The organism is Fredinandcohnia onubensis (genome assembly GCF_002734215.1).
GTDB lineage: Bacteria > Bacillota > Bacilli > Bacillales > Bacillaceae_L > Ferdinandcohnia > Ferdinandcohnia onubensis.
In genome coordinates this window covers 29811-45509 of sequence record NZ_NSEB01000028.1, presented here as the reverse complement: position 1 = coordinate 45509, position 15699 = coordinate 29811, and the positions used below count along the sequence as shown (strand labels likewise).

The 15699-nt window shown below is 39.5% G+C and carries 27 protein-coding genes; all 27 read right to left on the bottom strand.

Annotated elements, in window-relative coordinates:
• Positions 1–19 precede the first annotated feature (19 nt).
• The 27 genes from secY to CKK03_RS22915 all read right to left on the bottom strand — a co-directional run bounded on the left by secY (position 20) and on the right by CKK03_RS22915 (position 15644).
• Positions 20–1312, bottom strand: coding sequence for a preprotein translocase subunit SecY (secY, locus tag CKK03_RS23045; RefSeq protein WP_099364829.1), 1293 nt, complete (start codon positions 1310–1312; stop codon positions 20–22).
• On the bottom strand, positions 1312–1752 hold the full coding sequence (gene rplO, locus CKK03_RS23040) for a 50S ribosomal protein L15 (protein ID WP_099352754.1): 441 nt from the start codon (positions 1750–1752) through the stop codon (positions 1312–1314). The genes secY and rplO overlap by 1 nt, the downstream gene beginning before the upstream one ends.
• A gap of 33 nt (positions 1753–1785) precedes the next feature.
• The gene (rpmD, locus tag CKK03_RS23035) at positions 1786–1968 is read right to left on the bottom strand and encodes a 50S ribosomal protein L30 (protein ID WP_099364828.1); all 183 of its coding nucleotides are present in this window, start codon (positions 1966–1968) and stop codon (positions 1786–1788) included.
• A gap of 12 nt (positions 1969–1980) precedes the next feature.
• Complete coding sequence (gene rpsE, locus CKK03_RS23030) at positions 1981–2481, bottom strand: 30S ribosomal protein S5 (RefSeq protein ID WP_099352753.1); 501 nt, start codon at positions 2479–2481, stop codon at positions 1981–1983.
• A gap of 22 nt (positions 2482–2503) precedes the next feature.
• Positions 2504–2866, bottom strand: a complete 363-nt coding sequence (rplR, locus tag CKK03_RS23025; protein ID WP_099364827.1) for a 50S ribosomal protein L18 — start codon at positions 2864–2866, stop codon at positions 2504–2506.
• 32 nt (positions 2867–2898) lie between these two features.
• Positions 2899–3435 (bottom strand): 50S ribosomal protein L6, encoded by a 537-nt coding sequence (gene rplF / locus CKK03_RS23020; protein WP_099364826.1) that lies wholly within the window; start codon positions 3433–3435, stop codon positions 2899–2901.
• A gap of 28 nt (positions 3436–3463) precedes the next feature.
• Complete coding sequence (gene rpsH / locus CKK03_RS23015; RefSeq protein ID WP_099352750.1) at positions 3464–3862, bottom strand: 30S ribosomal protein S8; 399 nt, start codon at positions 3860–3862, stop codon at positions 3464–3466.
• A gap of 30 nt (positions 3863–3892) precedes the next feature.
• Positions 3893–4078, bottom strand: coding sequence for a 30S ribosomal protein S14 (rpsN, locus tag CKK03_RS23010; RefSeq protein WP_010285078.1), 186 nt, complete (start codon positions 4076–4078; stop codon positions 3893–3895).
• A gap of 13 nt (positions 4079–4091) precedes the next feature.
• A complete protein-coding gene (gene rplE / locus CKK03_RS23005) occupies positions 4092–4631 on the bottom strand; it encodes a 50S ribosomal protein L5 (protein ID WP_099352749.1) in 540 nt (179 codons plus the stop codon).
• Between the two features lie 24 nt (positions 4632–4655).
• Positions 4656–4967, bottom strand: coding sequence for a 50S ribosomal protein L24 (gene rplX, locus CKK03_RS23000; RefSeq protein ID WP_099364825.1), 312 nt, complete (start codon positions 4965–4967; stop codon positions 4656–4658).
• Positions 4968–5004: 37 nt separating this feature from the next.
• Complete coding sequence (rplN, locus tag CKK03_RS22995) at positions 5005–5373, bottom strand: 50S ribosomal protein L14 (RefSeq protein WP_058000134.1); 369 nt, start codon at positions 5371–5373, stop codon at positions 5005–5007.
• Positions 5374–5420: 47 nt separating this feature from the next.
• Complete coding sequence (rpsQ, locus tag CKK03_RS22990) at positions 5421–5684, bottom strand: 30S ribosomal protein S17 (RefSeq protein WP_099352747.1); 264 nt, start codon at positions 5682–5684, stop codon at positions 5421–5423.
• Between the two features lie 28 nt (positions 5685–5712).
• Positions 5713–5910 carry a 50S ribosomal protein L29 gene (rpmC, locus tag CKK03_RS22985; RefSeq protein WP_010285065.1) on the bottom strand — a complete coding sequence of 66 codons (198 nt, stop codon included), beginning with the start codon at positions 5908–5910 and terminating at the stop codon, positions 5713–5715.
• On the bottom strand, positions 5900–6334 hold the full coding sequence (rplP, locus tag CKK03_RS22980; RefSeq protein ID WP_099364824.1) for a 50S ribosomal protein L16: 435 nt from the start codon (positions 6332–6334) through the stop codon (positions 5900–5902). The genes rpmC and rplP overlap by 11 nt, the downstream gene beginning before the upstream one ends.
• A 1-nt stretch (position 6335) precedes the next feature.
• Entirely contained in the window at positions 6336–6992 is a 657-nt protein-coding gene (gene rpsC, locus CKK03_RS22975) for a 30S ribosomal protein S3 (protein WP_099352745.1), read from the bottom strand.
• 3 nt (positions 6993–6995) lie between these two features.
• Positions 6996–7337 carry a 50S ribosomal protein L22 gene (gene rplV / locus CKK03_RS22970; RefSeq protein WP_010285059.1) on the bottom strand — a complete coding sequence of 114 codons (342 nt, stop codon included), beginning with the start codon at positions 7335–7337 and terminating at the stop codon, positions 6996–6998.
• Positions 7338–7354: 17 nt separating this feature from the next.
• A complete protein-coding gene (gene rpsS / locus CKK03_RS22965) occupies positions 7355–7633 on the bottom strand; it encodes a 30S ribosomal protein S19 (protein ID WP_099352744.1) in 279 nt (92 codons plus the stop codon).
• A 57-nt stretch (positions 7634–7690) separates the two neighbouring features.
• Positions 7691–8521, bottom strand: coding sequence for a 50S ribosomal protein L2 (rplB, locus tag CKK03_RS22960; protein WP_099364823.1), 831 nt, complete (start codon positions 8519–8521; stop codon positions 7691–7693).
• Between the two features lie 26 nt (positions 8522–8547).
• On the bottom strand, positions 8548–8835 hold the full coding sequence (gene rplW / locus CKK03_RS22955) for a 50S ribosomal protein L23 (protein ID WP_099364822.1): 288 nt from the start codon (positions 8833–8835) through the stop codon (positions 8548–8550).
• Complete coding sequence (gene rplD / locus CKK03_RS22950) at positions 8835–9458, bottom strand: 50S ribosomal protein L4 (RefSeq protein WP_099364821.1); 624 nt, start codon at positions 9456–9458, stop codon at positions 8835–8837. The genes rplW and rplD overlap by 1 nt, the downstream gene beginning before the upstream one ends.
• 24 nt (positions 9459–9482) lie before the next feature.
• Positions 9483–10112: a 50S ribosomal protein L3 gene (rplC, locus tag CKK03_RS22945; RefSeq protein WP_099364820.1), complete on the bottom strand. Its 630-nt coding sequence runs from the start codon at positions 10110–10112 to the stop codon at positions 9483–9485.
• A gap of 44 nt (positions 10113–10156) precedes the next feature.
• Positions 10157–10465, bottom strand: a complete 309-nt coding sequence (gene rpsJ, locus CKK03_RS22940; RefSeq protein ID WP_003354783.1) for a 30S ribosomal protein S10 — start codon at positions 10463–10465, stop codon at positions 10157–10159.
• Between the two features lie 364 nt (positions 10466–10829).
• Positions 10830–12020 (bottom strand): elongation factor Tu, encoded by a 1191-nt coding sequence (gene tuf / locus CKK03_RS22935; protein WP_099364819.1) that lies wholly within the window; start codon positions 12018–12020, stop codon positions 10830–10832.
• 119 nt (positions 12021–12139) lie between these two features.
• A complete protein-coding gene (gene fusA, locus CKK03_RS22930) occupies positions 12140–14218 on the bottom strand; it encodes an elongation factor G (protein WP_099364818.1) in 2079 nt (692 codons plus the stop codon).
• Between the two features lie 139 nt (positions 14219–14357).
• On the bottom strand, positions 14358–14828 hold the full coding sequence (gene rpsG, locus CKK03_RS22925; RefSeq protein WP_099364817.1) for a 30S ribosomal protein S7: 471 nt from the start codon (positions 14826–14828) through the stop codon (positions 14358–14360).
• Positions 14829–14866: 38 nt separating this feature from the next.
• Positions 14867–15289, bottom strand: coding sequence for a 30S ribosomal protein S12 (rpsL, locus tag CKK03_RS22920; protein WP_099364816.1), 423 nt, complete (start codon positions 15287–15289; stop codon positions 14867–14869).
• A gap of 106 nt (positions 15290–15395) precedes the next feature.
• Complete coding sequence (locus CKK03_RS22915; protein ID WP_099364815.1) at positions 15396–15644, bottom strand: 50S ribosomal protein L7ae-like protein; 249 nt, start codon at positions 15642–15644, stop codon at positions 15396–15398.
• Positions 15645–15699: the final 55 nt, after the last annotated feature.

Genomic DNA, 15699 nt, shown 5'->3' with positions numbered 1-15699 from the left:
AAATTGTATTCCCAGTACCTTATTTGATAAATCCTTTATAATGGCGTTTTACAAGTTGACTTTCAAGTTGCTTCATTGTTTCCAGTGCAACACCGATAACGATGAGCAAGCTCGTTCCACCAATTTGTAAAGACTCCGGTAAATTCGCAAATTTTATAAAGAATACAGGAAGAACAGAAATAGCTGCTAAGAAAATAGAACCAACAAATGTTAATCGATACAGAATTTTCGTTACATACTCTTGCGTATTTCTTCCTGGGCGAATCCCTGGAATATAGCCGCCTTGCTTTTTCAAATTATCTGCCATTTGCTCAGGATTAACTTGAACAAATGTATAGAAATATGTGAACGCAATGATTAGTGCGATATATATGATCATCCCAACAGGCTGAGTATAATCAAAATATTTTTGAATCCATTCAGTTACCGCATTAGGACCAAAGAACGAAGCAATCGTTGGTGGCGTAATAATGAAGGAAACTGCAAAGATTACAGGAATAACACCAGCCGCATTTACTTTTAACGGTAAATGAGTAGAGTGTCCTCCAACCGGGCTATTAGCAGCTAATCGCTTTGCATATTGGATTGGAATTTTTCGTAAAGCTTGTTGTACAAATATTACACCTACAACAACAGCTATAACGGCAATTAACAACAATACAACAGTAATGATACGTAAGAATAACTGGTCTCCAGCATCTTGAAACTGCTGTACATAGTATTGATTTACAGCCGTAGGAATTGCGGCAACAATACCAGCAAAGATAATAATTGAAATTCCGTTACCAACACCTTTAGCTGTAATCTGTTCACCTAACCACATTAAAAATGCTGTTCCGGCAGTTAGAACTACAGCAATTAGTAGGTAAGTACCAATGTTTGGATTTTCAATTAACATCCCGTTTGACATGTTGTTAAAACCGATTGACATACCTAATGCTTGGATAAAGCCAAGCACGATCGTGCCATAACGAGTAAATTGAGCCAATTTACGACGTCCAACTTCTCCTTGCTTAGACCATTCCGTAAATTTAGGAACAACGTCCATTTGCAACAATTGAATAATAATTGAAGCAGTAATGTAAGGCATGATCCCCATTGCAAGGATTGAGAAGTTAAACAGTGCTCCACCACCAAATGTATTTAAAAGGCCAAACGCTGTATTGCTGTCAGTCGCTTTTAAAACATCGGCATTTACATTTGGTACTGGAATAAAGGTGCCGATTCGAAATACTACTAACATTAGTAAGGTGAATATAATCTTGTTTCTTATATCACCAACGCGCATAAAATTGGAGATTGTTTGAAACATTAAATCACCTCAGTTTTTCCGCCAGCAGCTTCAATAGCTTGTTGAGCAGTAGAGGAGAATTTGTGAGCTCTAACTGTTAGCTTTTTGTCAAGAGTACCTTTTCCAAGGATCTTAACACCAGCATTAAGTTTACTTACAACGCCAGTTTCAATTAAAAGTTCAGGTGTAACTTCTGTTCCGTCTTCGAAACGATTTAATGTTTCAAGGTTAACAATTGCAAAGTCTTTGCGATTGATGTTTGTAAAACCACGTTTTGGTAGGCGTTGGAATAGAGGCGTTTGACCACCTTCAAATCCAGGACGAACACCGCCACCAGAACGCGCTTTTTGACCTTTATGACCTTTACCAGATGTTTTACCATTACCTGAACCAGTTCCACGTCCTACACGGTTACGTGTTTTACGTGAACCTTCAGCCGGTTGTAATTCATGAAGTTTCATTTGGGCACCTCCTTATTTCAGAAAAAAATTCGATTATTGTTCTTTAACCGTAACTAGGTGAGCAACTTTATTAATCATACCGCGAATCGCAGCATTATCATCATGAACAACAGTTTGATGTAATTTTTTCAATCCAAGAGTACGAACAGTTACACGTTGGTCTTCAGGACGTCCAATGACACTGCGAGTGAGGGTGATTTCTAATTTATTTGACATGTGTTTTCCCTCCTATCCTAACAGTTCTTCTACTGATTTACCACGTAACTTAGCTACTTCTTCAGCACGCTTTAATTGAGTTAATCCTTCTATTGTAGCACGAATCATATTTACAGGAGTATTTGTTCCTAATGACTTAGAAAGGATATCACCAACACCAGCAAGTTCTAATACCGCACGAACTGGTCCACCAGCGATAACTCCAGTACCTTCAGATGCAGGTTTTAATAGTACTTCACCTGCTCCAAATTGACCAATTACTTGGTGTGGAATTGTTGTTCCGACCATTGGTACAGAAACAAGATTCTTTTTAGCATCTTCAATTGCTTTACGAATTGCATCTGGAACTTCTTGAGCTTTACCAGTTCCAAAACCAACATGTCCGTTCTTATCACCGACAACAACTAGTGCTGCAAAGCGGAAACGACGACCACCTTTAACAACCTTAGCTACACGGTTAACGGTAACTACGCGTTCTTCAAGTTCTAATTTGTTTGGATCAATGCGACGCATCTATAATGTCCCTCCTTTTTTATTAAAATTGTAGTCCAGCTTCACGAGCAGCATCTGCTAGTGCTTTAACACGTCCGTGATATAAGTAACCTCCGCGGTCGAATACAACCTCTTTGATTCCTTTTTCAATTCCACGTTTTGCAACTAGTTCGCCAACCTTTGTAGCTGCATCTACATTTCCAGCACCTTCAACAGAAAGTTCTTTATCTAATGTAGAAGCACTTGCGATTGTTACTGAGTTCACATCATCGATTAATTGAGCGTAAATGTGTTTATTTGAGCGGAACACATTTAAGCGAGGACGAGTAGCAGTTCCTGAAACACGAGAACGAACACGAGCATGTCTTTTTCTACGAACTGCATTTTTATCCTGTTTCGTAATCATTTACGTCTCTCCTTTCTTTTACCTAAAAAGGCTTACTTCGCAGTTTTACCTTCCTTACGACGAACAAATTCACCTTCGTAGCGAATACCTTTTCCTTTATAAGGCTCAGGCGGACGTACACCACGAATATTAGCAGCTAACGCTCCAACGCGTTCTTTGTCGATACCTTTAACAATGATCTTTGTGTTAGATGGTACATCGATTTCTACGCCAGTCTCTGGAACGATTTCTACTGGATGAGAATATCCAACGTTTAGGACAAGTTTATTGCCAGATTTTTGAGCACGGTATCCGACCCCGATTAGCTCTAAACCTCTTTCAAAACCTTTGGATACACCTTCAACCATGTTTCCTAAAAGACTACGAGTTGTGCCATGAAGAGCACGGTGTTCTTTATTATCAGTTGGACGAGTAACGCTAATTACGTTCTCTTCAACATTGATTTGCATATCAGGATGGAAAGCACGAGTTAATTCGCCCTTTGGTCCCTTAACAGTAACAGTATTACCGTTGAAAGTTACAGTAACACCTGATGGTATTTCGATTGGTTTTTTACCAATACGTGACATGTACTACACCTCCATTCTTTTCAAGCTATTACCAAACGTAAGCTAATACTTCTCCGCCGGCTTGCTTTTGACGAGCTTCTTTATCAGTTAATACACCTTGTGAAGTTGAAACGATCGCGATTCCTAAACCGTTTAACACACGTGGTACTTCGTTAGATTTTGCATAAACACGTAGTCCAGGCTTACTAATACGCTTAAGACCAGTAATTACGCGCTCATTGTTTGCACCGTACTTTAAGAAGATACGGATAATACCTTGTTTATCATCCTCAATATATTCAACGTCACGAACGAAACCTTCACGCTTTAAAATTTCAGCGATTTCCCTTTTGATATTTGATGCAGGGATTTCAAGCTTCTCATGACGAACCATGTTCGCATTACGGATGCGAGTAAGCATATCTGCAATTGGATCTGTCATCACCATAGTATTTTTACCTCCTTCCCAATTCGGGGTTTACCAACTTGCTTTTTTTACACCAGGAATTTGACCCTTATAAGCTAGTTCACGGAAACAAATACGGCATAATTTAAATTTACGTAATACAGAGTGTGGACGGCCGCAACGTTCGCAACGAGTGTACTCTTGTACTTTAAATTTCTGTGTGCGTTTTTGTTTCGCAATCATTGATTTTTTAGCCACGTTTTCGCCTCCTTTACTTTTGGAACGGCATACCGAACGCTGTTAATAACTCACGAGCTTCTTCGTCAGTATTTGCAGTTGTTACGATAACGATATCCATACCACGAACTTTACTTACTTTATCGTAATCAATTTCAGGGAAAATTAATTGTTCTTTTACACCTAAAGTGTAGTTACCACGACCATCAAAAGATTTCTTTGATACACCACGGAAGTCACGTACACGCGGAAGTGAGATAGAAACAAGCTTATCTAGGAAATCATACATACGTTCACCACGTAATGTAACTTTCGCACCGATTGGCATACCCTCACGAAGACGGAAACCAGCGATTGATTTCTTAGCTCTAGTTACAACTGGCTTTTGACCACTTAGAGCAGCTAATTCCTCTACTGCGTTATCTAAAACTTTAGAGTTTTGTACTGCGTCACCAACACCCATGTTGATCACGATTTTTTCTACTTTCGGAACCTGCATAACAGACTTATAGTTAAACTTGCTCATTAGAGCAGGTGTGATTTCTTTTTGAAATTTTTCTTTTAGGCGGTTCATGTAAGTACCTCCTTTCTTTGTTTACTATTTATCTAAAACTTCACCAGATTTTTTTGCTACACGTACCTTTTTGCCATCAACATCTTTGTAACCAACACGTGTTGGAGTACCAGATTTAGGATCTAATGGCATTACATTTGATACATGAATAGGTGCCTCTTGGCTAATGATTCCACCTTGTGGATTCACTTGAGACGGTTTTGAGTGTTTCTTTACGATATTAACGCCTTCTACAAGAACACGGTCTTTCTTTGGAAAGCTTTCAAGGATCACACCTTGTTTACCTTTATCTTTACCTGAAATAACCTGTACCTTGTCACCCTTTTTTACATGCATCTATTTCGCACCTCCTTAAAGGCTAATCGATTTCGAATTATAATACTTCTGGAGCTAATGAAACAATCTTCATAAAGTTGCTATCACGTAATTCACGTGCCACAGGACCGAAGATACGAGTTCCACGTGGACTCTTGTCATCACGGATAATAACGCAGGCATTTTCATCAAAACGGATGTAAGTACCGTCATTACGACGTACACCACGTTTAGTACGTACGATTACAGCTTTAACAACATCACCTTTTTTGACAACGCCACCTGGTGTTGCTTGTTTTACTGTACATACGATAACATCACCGATATTTGCTGTTTTACGACCTGAACCACCTAATACTTTAATAGTTAGTACTTCACGTGCTCCAGAATTGTCAGCAACTTTCAAACGAGTTTCTTGTTGAATCATTCATGAAACCTCCCTTCGGATTATTGATTGATCCGAACAATATATATTTAGATAATAACTGCTTTCTCTACTACTTCAACAAGACGGAAGCGTTTTGTAGCAGATAATGGGCGTGTCTCCATAATTCTAACGACGTCGCCGATTTTTGCAACATTGTTTTCATCATGTGCTTTGAACTTTTTAGAATACTTTACGCGTTTACCGTAAAGAGAATGTTTCTTATAGGTTTCTACTAGAACAGTTACTGTTTTATCCATTTTGTCAGATACAACACGTCCAGTGTAGACTTTACGTTGGTTACGTTCACTCACTATCGTAGACCTCCTTCCTGGTTATCGATTATTTACGACCGATTTCTCTTTCGCGGACTACTGTCTTCATACGAGCGATTGATTTACGTACTTCACGAATACGTGCAGTATTCTCAAGCTGGCCAGTAGCTAATTGAAAGCGAAGGTTAAATAACTCTTCTTTTAATGATTTTACTTTTTGTTCTATTTCGGCAGTGGTAAGGTCACGAATTTCATTAGCTTTCATTTGATTCACCACCAATTTCTTCACGTTTTACGAACTTAGTTTTAACTGGTAGTTTATGAGCTGCTAGGCGTAGAGCTTCACGAGCGATCTCTTCAGATACACCAGCAATTTCAAACAAAACTTTTCCAGGCTTAACAACAGCTACCCATCCTTCAGGAGCACCTTTACCGGAACCCATACGTACTTCAAGAGGTTTTGCTGTATATGGTTTTGATGGGAAAATTTTAATCCAAACTTTACCGCCACGTTTCATATAACGTGTCATTGCGATACGAGCAGCTTCGATTTGACGGTTTGTAATCCAAGATGCTTCTTGAGCTTGTAAACCGTATTCTCCGAAATGTACTTCAGTACCACCTTTTGCTTGACCACGCATCTTTCCACGGTGTTCTCTGCGGTATTTCACACGTTTTGGTAATAACATATTATTTTCCTCCTTCCACAGTCTTCTTCTTAGTAGGAAGGACTTCTCCACGATAGATCCATACTTTTACGCCGATCTTTCCATAAGTTGTATCAGCTTCTGCAGTACCATAGTCGATATCTGCACGAAGTGTATGAAGTGGAACTGTACCTTCACTGTAGTGTTCTGCACGAGCGATATCAGCTCCGCCTAAACGACCTGAAGTTTGTGTTTTAATACCTTGAGCACCAGCACGCATAGCACGTTGTATAGCTTGCTTTTGTGCACGACGGAATGAAACACGATTTTCTAATTGACGAGCAATATTTTCAGCTACAAGAGTTGCATCGACATCAGCTCTCTTGATTTCAAGGATGTTGATGTGTACTCTCTTACCAGTTAATTGGTTTAATGCTTTACGAAGTGCTTCAACTTCCGTACCACCTTTACCAATAACCATACCTGGTTTTGCAGTATGGACAGTAACGTTAATACGATTAGCTGCACGTTCGATTTCAATTTTTGATACAGAAGCATCACTTAAACGCTTTGCGATGTATTCGCGAACTTTAAGGTCTTCGTGTAATAAATCTGCATAGTCTTTGCCTGCGTACCATTTTGACTCCCAATCACGAATGATGCCGACACGCAGTCCGACTGGATTAACTTTTTGACCCACTACTTATCCCTCCTTCTTTTCTGATACCACGATTGTAATGTGGCTAGTACGCTTATTAATCTGACTTGCACGTCCCATAGCTCTTGGACGGAATCTTTTTAATGTTGGACCTTCATTTACATATGCTTCAGTAATAACTAGGTTATTAGCGTCCATTTCGTAGTTATGCTCTGCATTCGCAATCGCAGAATTTAATACCTTTTCTACAACAGGAGAAGCAGCCTTTGGTGTGTGTCGTAGGATCGCGATTGCTTCACCTACTTGCTTGCCTCGAATTAGATCTGCTACTAAACGAACCTTACGAGGAGCAATACGAACTGTTCTCGCAACAGCTTTAGCTTGCATAGATAATCCTCCTCTCATTAACGTCTTGTTTTCTTATCGTCATTTGCGTGACCTTTGTAAGTACGGCTTGGTGCGAATTCACCAAGTTTATGACCTACCATATCTTCAGTAACATAGACTGGTACATGTTTACGACCATCATATACCGCAATTGTATGACCGATGAATTGAGGGAAAATCGTTGAGCGACGTGACCAAGTTTTAATTACTTGTTTCTTCTCAGATCCATTTTGATTTTCTACCTTTTTCATTAAGTGATCATCTACAAAAGGTCCTTTTTTCAAACTGCGTCCCATAAGTGAACCTCCCTTCGTGATTGACCTACGGTTCCGATGAACCGTAGCACAATCCCGTTATTTTTTACGACGACGTACGATAAACTTATCTGATTTGTTCTTCTTCTTACGAGTCTTGAATCCAAGAGTTGGTTTACCCCATGGAGTCATAGGTGATTTACGTCCGATTGGTGATTTACCTTCACCACCACCGTGTGGGTGATCATTAGGGTTCATTACAGATCCACGAACTGTTGGGCGTTTACCTAACCAGCGTGAACGACCTGCTTTACCAATGTTAACTAGTTCATGTTGTTCGTTACCTACTTGACCTACTGTCGCGCGGCAAGTAGCTAGAATCATGCGAACTTCACCTGAATTTAAACGAACAAGAACATATTTACCTTCTTTACCAAGTACTTGTGCAGAAGTTCCAGCTGAACGAATTAATTGTCCACCTTTACCAGGCTTTAATTCGATGTTGTGGATTACTGTACCTACTGGGATGTTAACTAATGGAAGTGCGTTACCTACTTTAATGTCGGCGTCTGAACCTGACACCACCTCCATACCTACTTGTAGGTTTTTAGGAGCAAGAATGTAACGTTTTTCTCCATCTGCATAGTTAATTAAAGCAATATTTGCTGAACGGTTTGGATCATATTCGATCGTAGCAACGCGTCCTGGTATACCATCTTTATCGCGTTTGAAGTCAATCACACGATATTGACGCTTGTGTCCGCCAGCTTGATGACGTACTGTGATTTTACCTTGGTTATTACGTCCACCTTTTTTGTGTAAAGGCGCAAGTAACGATTTCTCTGGTCTGTCAGTAGTAATTTCAGCAAAGTCTAATGTTGTCATACCACGACGACCGTTAGAGGTTGGTTTATATTTTTTAATCGCCATCTCAATTTCCCTCCTTCTCTATAAAATTAAACTTCAAAGAATTCGATTTCTTTGCTATCTGCAGTTAACTTAACTATTGCTTTTCTGCGACGATTTGTATATCCACTGTAACGTCCTACACGTTTGAACTTACCTTTGTAGTTCATGATGTTTACTTTTTCAACTGTCACACCGAAAATTTGCTGAATAGCATCTTTTACTTCGGTTTTATTAGCTTTCACGTCAACATCAAATGTGTATTTTTTTTCAGCCATAAGGTCTGATGAACGTTCAGTAATAACAGGGCTCTTAATAATATCACGAGGATCTTTCATTATGCGAGCACCTCCTCTACTTTTTCCACCGCAGCTTTAGTAATCACAAGCTTATCATGGTTAAGAACATCAAGAACATTTACTCCATTAGCAACAACAACTGTTACTCCAGGAATATTACGTGCTGAAAGTTCTACTGCTTCATTTGCATCTGCAGTTACGATTAACGCTTTACGATCAACGTTTAATCCTTTCAGTACCGCAACCATTTCTTTAGTTTTAGGAGTTTCTAATACTAGATTTTCTAATACTAGAATATTTTCCTCTAATACCTTAGTAGATAATGCTGATTTGATTGCTAAACGGCGTACTTTTTTAGGTAATTTATAGCTATAGCTTCTTGGAGTTGGACCAAATACTGTTCCACCGCCACGCCATTGTGGTGAACGAATAGAACCTTGACGAGCACGACCAGTACCCTTTTGACGCCATGGTTTACGTCCTCCGCCAGCTACTTCAGAACGAATTTTTGTTTTGTGAGTTCCTTGACGTAAGGAAGCTCTTTGCATAATTACTGCATCGAATAATACTTGTTTGTTTGGTTCAACACCGAATACAGAATCGTTTAATTCAATTTCTCCTACAGCTGAACCAGATTGGTTATACAATGATACTTTAGGCATTCAAATGTCCTCCTTTCCAGCAAATTATTTTACTTTTACAGCACTTTTTACTGTAATAACAGATTTTCTCGCACCAGGCACATTACCTTTTACTAGAAGAAGATTACGCTCTGTATCTACTTTCACGATCTCTAAGTTTTGTACTGTGATACGTTCTCCACCCATACGACCAGGTAGAAGTTTGTTTTTGAATACACGGTTTGGAGCTACAGGTCCCATTGAACCAGGACGACGGTGATAACGTGAACCGTGACTCATAGGTCCGCGAGATTGTCCGTGGCGCTTAATCGCACCTTGGAATCCTTTACCTTTTGAAATTCCTGTTACATCTACAATATCTCCCTCTGCGAAGATATCAACTTTGACTTCCTGACCAACTTCAAACTCACCTAAGTTAACTCCACGTAATTCACGTACGAAGCGCTTAGGTGCAGTGTTTGCTTTTGCAGCATGACCCTTTTCAGGTTTGTTTGAAAGCTTTTCTCTCTTATCGTCAAAACCGATTTGAACTGCTTCATAGCCATCAGTTTCAACTGATTTCTTTTGAAGAACTACGTTCGGAGCAGCTTCGATTACAGTTACAGGGATAAGCTCACCATTACCTACGAAAACTTGAGTCATACCAATTTTTCTTCCTAAGATTCCTTTGGTCATTAGTCACACCTCCTAATATATTTACAATTTATTTCATTTTAAAATTAAAGTTTGATTTCAATGTCAACACCAGATGGTAAATCCAAACGCATTAATGAATCAACAGTTTGTGGTGTTGGGTTAACGATGTCGATTAAGCGTTTATGTGTACGCATTTCGAATTGTTCACGAGAATCTTTATACTTGTGAACAGCACGAAGAATCGTATAAACAGACTTCTCAGTTGGAAGTGGAATAGGACCAGATACAGCTGCCCCAGATCGTTTTGCTGTTTCTACGATTTTTTCTGCAGATTGATCAAGAATTCTGTGATCATAAGCTTTTAAACGAATACGAATTTTTTGTTTTGCCATTATTTTCCCTCCTTTATCGCCTACTTTTAAAATAGACATTCTCCGTGGAAATTTCCTTACACTCGCCATGGCAAAGCGGCCGGGTGTATCAGCAACCTTCCACATCATCGCAGTCAAAGACCAACATTGTCTATTATACAGAAACCAAATACGAAATGCAACATAAATCTTTGTTTTATGCATGTCTTTCGCACTTTTTCAATTATACACAGCATCAGTATACATTTCAACAAAAGTCCTAATATATTTTTACGTTAGATTTTGGAAACTAATTTATTGTGATCTTTCTTCTATTCTATATAGAAAATATCTCATAAAAAAACAGGCGGTATGATCCGCCTGTTTTGAAAACATATTGGGATTATTACTCTTGGATTGTAGCAACAACGCCAGCGCCTACTGTACGTCCACCTTCACGAATAGAGAACTTAGTTCCTTCTTCGATTGCAACTGGAGCGATTAGTTCAACAGTCATTTCGATGTTGTCGCCAGGCATTACCATTTCTACACCTTCTGGAAGGTTACAAATACCAGTTACATCAGTTGTACGGAAGTAGAACTGAGGACGGTAGTTAGAGAAGAATGGAGTGTGACGTCCACCTTCTTCTTTTGATAATACATAAACTTCTGCTTTAAACTTAGTGTGTGGCTTGATTGTACCTGGCTTAGCAAGTACTTGACCACGTTGGATATCTTCACGAGCAACACCACGAAGTAGTGCACCGATGTTATCACCAGCTTCAGCATAGTCAAGAAGCTTACGGAACATTTCAACACCTGTTACAGTAGTTGATTTTGGTTCTTCAGTTAAACCGATGATTTCAACTACATCACCAACTTTAACTTGTCCACGCTCAACACGACCTGTAGCAACTGTACCACGACCAGTGATTGAGAATACATCCTCAACTGGCATCATGAATGGCTTTTCAGTGTCACGAGTTGGAGTTGGAACGTACTCGTCAACAGCCGCCATTAATTCGATGATTTTTTCTTCCCACTCAGCTTCTCCTTCAAGAGCTTTTAGAGCAGAACCTTTGATTACAGGAATGTCGTCACCAGGGAATTCATATTCAGAAAGAAGGTCACGTACTTCCATTTCTACTAATTCTAATAATTCTTCATCGTCAACCATATCACATTTGTTCATGAATACTACTAGGTATGGAACACCTACTTGACGAGAAAGAAGGATGTGTTCACGAGTTTGTGGCATTGGGCCATCAGCAGCAGATACTACTAGGATCCCACCATCCATTTGAGCAGCACCAGTGATCATGTTCTTAACATAGTCAGCGTGTCCTGGGCAGTCAACGTGTGCATAGTGACGGTTGTCAGTTTCATACTCAACGTGTGAAGTTGAGATTGTGATTCCACGCTCACGCTCTTCAGGCGCTCCATCGATTTGGTCATAGCCCATTGCAGTACCTTTTCCGCTTCTTTTAGCAAGAACAGAAGTGATAGCTGCTGTTAAAGTTGTTTTACCATGGTCAACGTGTCCAATTGTACCAATATTAGCATGTGGTTTCGAACGGTCAAATTTCTCTTTTCCCATTTGAAAAGCCTCCTTAAGTATTAGTTATTTTTATAGTAAGTATGATATCCCGAAAGTGGGTTAGTCCCACTTTCAGAGCCTACATAAGTAGTTATACTTGATGTAAAGGCGAAAATCAATTATTCACCTTTATTTTTTTTGATAATTTCTTCAGAAATTGATTTTGGTACTTCTTCATAATGATCGAAGTGCATTGTGAATACCCCACGACCTTGTGTGTTAGAACGTAAAGAAGTAGCATATCCAAACATTTCAGATAGTGGAACCATCGAACGTACTACTTGCGCATTACCGCGTGCTTCCATACCTTCAACACGTCCACGACGAGAAGTGATACCACCCATAATGTCTCCCATGTATTCCTCAGGAATAACAACTTCAACCCTCATAACAGGCTCAAGAATTACAGGCTGACATTTTGATGCAGCGTTCTTAAGTGCCATAGATGCGGCAATTTTAAACGCCATTTCACTTGAGTCAACATCATGGTATGAACCATCATAAAGTCTAGCTTTAATATCAACCAATGGATAACCAGCTAGAACCCCTCTATCTAGAGCGTCTTCTAGACCAGCTTGTACAGCAGGGATGTATTCACGTGGAACTACCCCACCAACAATTCCGTTTTCAAATTCGAAACCTTTACCTTCTTCGTTTGGTGAGAATTCAATCCAAACGTGACCGTATTGTCCACGTCCACCAGATTGACGAGCGAATTTACCTTCAACCTGTGCAGATTGACGGAAAGTTTCACGATACGCAACTTGTGGTGCACCAACATTGGCTTCTACTTTGAACTCACGCTTCATACGATCTACTAGGATGTCTAAGTGTAACTCACCCATACCTGCAATAATCGTTTGACCTGTTTCTTGGTCAGTATGTGCTCTAAATGTCGGATCCTCTTCTTGAAGCTTTTGTAAAGCTGTAGACATTTTGTCTTGGTCAGCTTTTGATTTTGGCTCAACAGAAAGTTGAATAACTGGTTCTGGGAATGTCATAGATTCAAGAATTACTAATTCTTTCTCATCACATAATGTATCACCAGTTGTTGTATCTTTTAAACCTACAGCTGCAGCGATGTCCCCTGCATAAACAGTTGAGATTTCCGCACGGCTATTCGCATGCATTTGAAGGATACGTCCGATACGTTCACGCTTCCCTTTAGTTGAGTTTTGTACATATGAACCAGAATTTAATGTTCCTGAATATACACGGAAGAAAGTTAATTTACCAACATATGGGTCAGTCATTACTTTAAACGCAAGAGCAGAGAATGGCTCGCTGTCATCAGAATGACGTTCAACTTCTTCACCTGTTTCTGGAAGGTGACCTTGAATAGATGCAACATCTGTTGGAGCTGGTAGATAATCGATAACCGCATCAAGTACTTTTTGAACACCTTTGTTTTTGAATGCTGTACCACATGTTACTGGGTAGAATTCTACCTTAAGTGTAGCTGTACGAATAGCTGCACGTAATTCCTCGTTAGAGATTTCTTCTCCACCAAGATATCTTTCCATCAATTCTTCATCTAATTCCGCTACCGCTTCTACAAGCTTTTCGCGATATTCATTTGCTAGGTCTTGAAATTCCTCAGGAATTTCAACTACTTCGATATCAGTACCCAAGTCATTACCATATAACGTTGCATTCATTTCAACGAGGTCAATGATACCTCTGAATTGATCTTCTGCACCAATTGGTAATTGAATCGGGTGTGCATTCGCTTGTAGACGATCGTGTAATGTGCCTACAGAGTATAGGAAGTCAGCACCAATCTTGTCCATTTTGTTTACGAATACAATACGTGGAACACCATAAGTAGTAGCCTGTCTCCAAACTGTTTCTGTTTGTGGCTCAACACCTGACTGTGCATCAAGAACTGTTACTGCACCATCAAGTACACGAAGTGAACGTTCAACCTCAACTGTGAAGTCTACGTGTCCTGGAGTGTCGATGATGTTAACGCGGTGATTCTTCCAAGATGCAGTTGTAGCTGCAGAAGTGATCGTAATACCACGTTCTTGTTCTTGCTCCATCCAGTCCATTTGAGAAGCACCTTCATGTGTTTCACCGATTTTATGGATTTTACCAGTATAATAAAGGATACGCTCAGTTGTTGTTGTTTTACCAGCATCAATGTGAGCCATGATACCAATATTACGAGTCTTTTCTAAGGAGAACTCTCTTGCCATTTGGGTCTTTCTCCTTCCTAATGTTAAGTATAATTTTTTATTGTAAGAACGGCTCTGTTAATCAACTTAACAGAGCTGTTTAGTTTAATAGCTTTCTTCGTAGTTATAATTTAATTCAGCAAAAAGCTGAATCAAATTATTACCAACGATAGTGAGCAAATGCTTTGTTTGCTTCTGCCATTTTGTGAGTATCTTCACGTTTCTTAACAGATGCACCAGAGTTGTTGGCTGCATCAAGAATCTCGTTAGCTAAACGCTCTTCCATTGTTTTTTCACCACGAAGACGAGCGTAGTTTACTAACCAACGTAATCCTAAAGTAGAACGACGATCCGGGCGAACTTCAACAGGAACTTGATAGTTTGCACCACCTACACGACGTGCTCTTACTTCTAGGACAGGCATAATGTTTTTAAGTGCCTGTTCAAACACTTCCATTGCATCTTTACCTGAACGTTGTTGAACTAAATCAAACGCATTATATAAAATCGCTTGAGATTTACCTCTTTTTCCATCAACCATCATTTTGTTGATTAAACGAGTTACAAGCTTTGAATTGTAAATTGGATCTGGTAATACATCTCTTTTAGTAATAGGTCCTTTACGAGGCATTGATATTTCCTCCTTTCGGTCATAAATGTGTTAGTCTATTATTTCTTAGCAGCTTTTGGTCTCTTAGTACCATATTTAGAACGACTTTGCGCACGGTTATTAACACCAGCAGTGTCAAGTGCACCACGAACGATGTGATAACGTACCCCCGGTAAGTCCTTAACACGTCCACCACGAATTAGTACAACACTGTGCTCTTGTAAGTTGTGACCAATTCCTGGGATGTAAGCAGTAACCTCAATTCCGTTAGTTAAACGTACACGAGCATACTTACGAAGTGCTGAGTTCGGCTTCTTAGGAGTCATAGTACCAACACGTGTACAAACACCACGCTTTTGAGGTGAAGTAGCATTAGTTTGTGACTTTTTGAAGCTGTTGTAACCTTTATTTAATGCTGGAGAGTCGGATTTTTGAACTTTGCTTTCGCGACCCTTACGAATTAATTGGTTAATAGTAGGCATTATTTGTTTCCTCCCTTCTTCTTTCATCAAGACCACATATCCAGGTGGTTCATCTTTTTACAAAAAACAAAGTTCTTGTAGATTCACTTCTCCACAAAAACAGTTTTTAATTAATTATCGCAACAGCAGAAGCTCCTACTTCGATTCCACAAGCTTTACCTAGCCTTTTCATCGAATCTACCTTTGATATTGGAATTTGTTGTGCCTCGGCTAATTGTAATACTTTGTTGATCACACGCCGATCGGCATCTTCTGCCACAACTATCTCCGTTACCTTATCGGTTTGAATAGCCTTTACTGCCTGCTTAGTACCTATAATTATCTTCTTTGCCTGTGATACTTTTTCATAAGACATCTAAAATATCCTCCAAAGCAACAGGATTAAGGAGCACCTTAGATATATTAACACC

Excerpts from the sequence above, each read along its gene's own strand:
- tuf (WP_099364819.1), bottom strand. The coding sequence starts at position 12,020 with ATGGGAAAAGAGAAATTTGACCGTTCGAAACCACATGCTAATATTGGT.
- rplB (WP_099364823.1), bottom strand. The coding sequence starts at position 8,521 with ATGGCGATTAAAAAATATAAACCAACCTCTAACGGTCGTCGTGGTATG.
- rpmC (WP_010285065.1), bottom strand. The coding sequence starts at position 5,910 with ATGAAAGCTAATGAAATTCGTGACCTTACCACTGCCGAAATAGAACAA.
- CKK03_RS22915 (WP_099364815.1), bottom strand. The coding sequence starts at position 15,644 with ATGTCTTATGAAAAAGTATCACAGGCAAAGAAGATAATTATAGGTACT.
- rpsS (WP_099352744.1), bottom strand. The coding sequence starts at position 7,633 with ATGGGACGCAGTTTGAAAAAAGGACCTTTTGTAGATGATCACTTAATG.
- rplX (WP_099364825.1), bottom strand. The coding sequence starts at position 4,967 with ATGCATGTAAAAAAGGGTGACAAGGTACAGGTTATTTCAGGTAAAGAT.
- rplW (WP_099364822.1), bottom strand. The coding sequence starts at position 8,835 with ATGAAAGATCCTCGTGATATTATTAAGAGCCCTGTTATTACTGAACGT.
- rplV (WP_010285059.1), bottom strand. The coding sequence starts at position 7,337 with ATGCAAGCTAAAGCTGTTGCGAGAACAGTTCGTATTGCTCCTCGTAAG.
- rpsG (WP_099364817.1), bottom strand. The coding sequence starts at position 14,828 with ATGCCTCGTAAAGGACCTATTACTAAAAGAGATGTATTACCAGATCCA.
- rplO (WP_099352754.1), bottom strand. The coding sequence starts at position 1,752 with ATGAAACTTCATGAATTACAACCGGCTGAAGGTTCACGTAAAACACGT.
- rplR (WP_099364827.1), bottom strand. The coding sequence starts at position 2,866 with ATGATTACGAAACAGGATAAAAATGCAGTTCGTAGAAAAAGACATGCT.
- rpsJ (WP_003354783.1), bottom strand. The coding sequence starts at position 10,465 with ATGGCAAAACAAAAAATTCGTATTCGTTTAAAAGCTTATGATCACAGA.
- fusA (WP_099364818.1), bottom strand. The coding sequence starts at position 14,218 with ATGGCAAGAGAGTTCTCCTTAGAAAAGACTCGTAATATTGGTATCATG.
- rplN (WP_058000134.1), bottom strand. The coding sequence starts at position 5,373 with ATGATTCAACAAGAAACTCGTTTGAAAGTTGCTGACAATTCTGGAGCA.
- rplD (WP_099364821.1), bottom strand. The coding sequence starts at position 9,458 with ATGCCTAAAGTATCATTGTATAACCAATCTGGTTCAGCTGTAGGAGAA.
- rplF (WP_099364826.1), bottom strand. The coding sequence starts at position 3,435 with ATGTCACGTATTGGTAAAAAACCAATCGAAATACCATCAGGTGTTACT.
- rplC (WP_099364820.1), bottom strand. The coding sequence starts at position 10,112 with ATGACCAAAGGAATCTTAGGAAGAAAAATTGGTATGACTCAAGTTTTC.
- secY (WP_099364829.1), bottom strand. The coding sequence starts at position 1,312 with ATGTTTCAAACAATCTCCAATTTTATGCGCGTTGGTGATATAAGAAAC.
- rpmD (WP_099364828.1), bottom strand. The coding sequence starts at position 1,968 with ATGTCAAATAAATTAGAAATCACCCTCACTCGCAGTGTCATTGGACGT.
- rpsE (WP_099352753.1), bottom strand. The coding sequence starts at position 2,481 with ATGCGTCGCATTGATCCAAACAAATTAGAACTTGAAGAACGCGTAGTT.
- rplP (WP_099364824.1), bottom strand. The coding sequence starts at position 6,334 with ATGTTATTACCAAAACGTGTGAAATACCGCAGAGAACACCGTGGAAAG.
- rpsL (WP_099364816.1), bottom strand. The coding sequence starts at position 15,289 with ATGCCTACTATTAACCAATTAATTCGTAAGGGTCGCGAAAGCAAAGTT.
- rplE (WP_099352749.1), bottom strand. The coding sequence starts at position 4,631 with ATGAACCGCCTAAAAGAAAAATTTCAAAAAGAAATCACACCTGCTCTA.
- rpsH (WP_099352750.1), bottom strand. The coding sequence starts at position 3,862 with ATGGTGATGACAGATCCAATTGCAGATATGCTTACTCGCATCCGTAAT.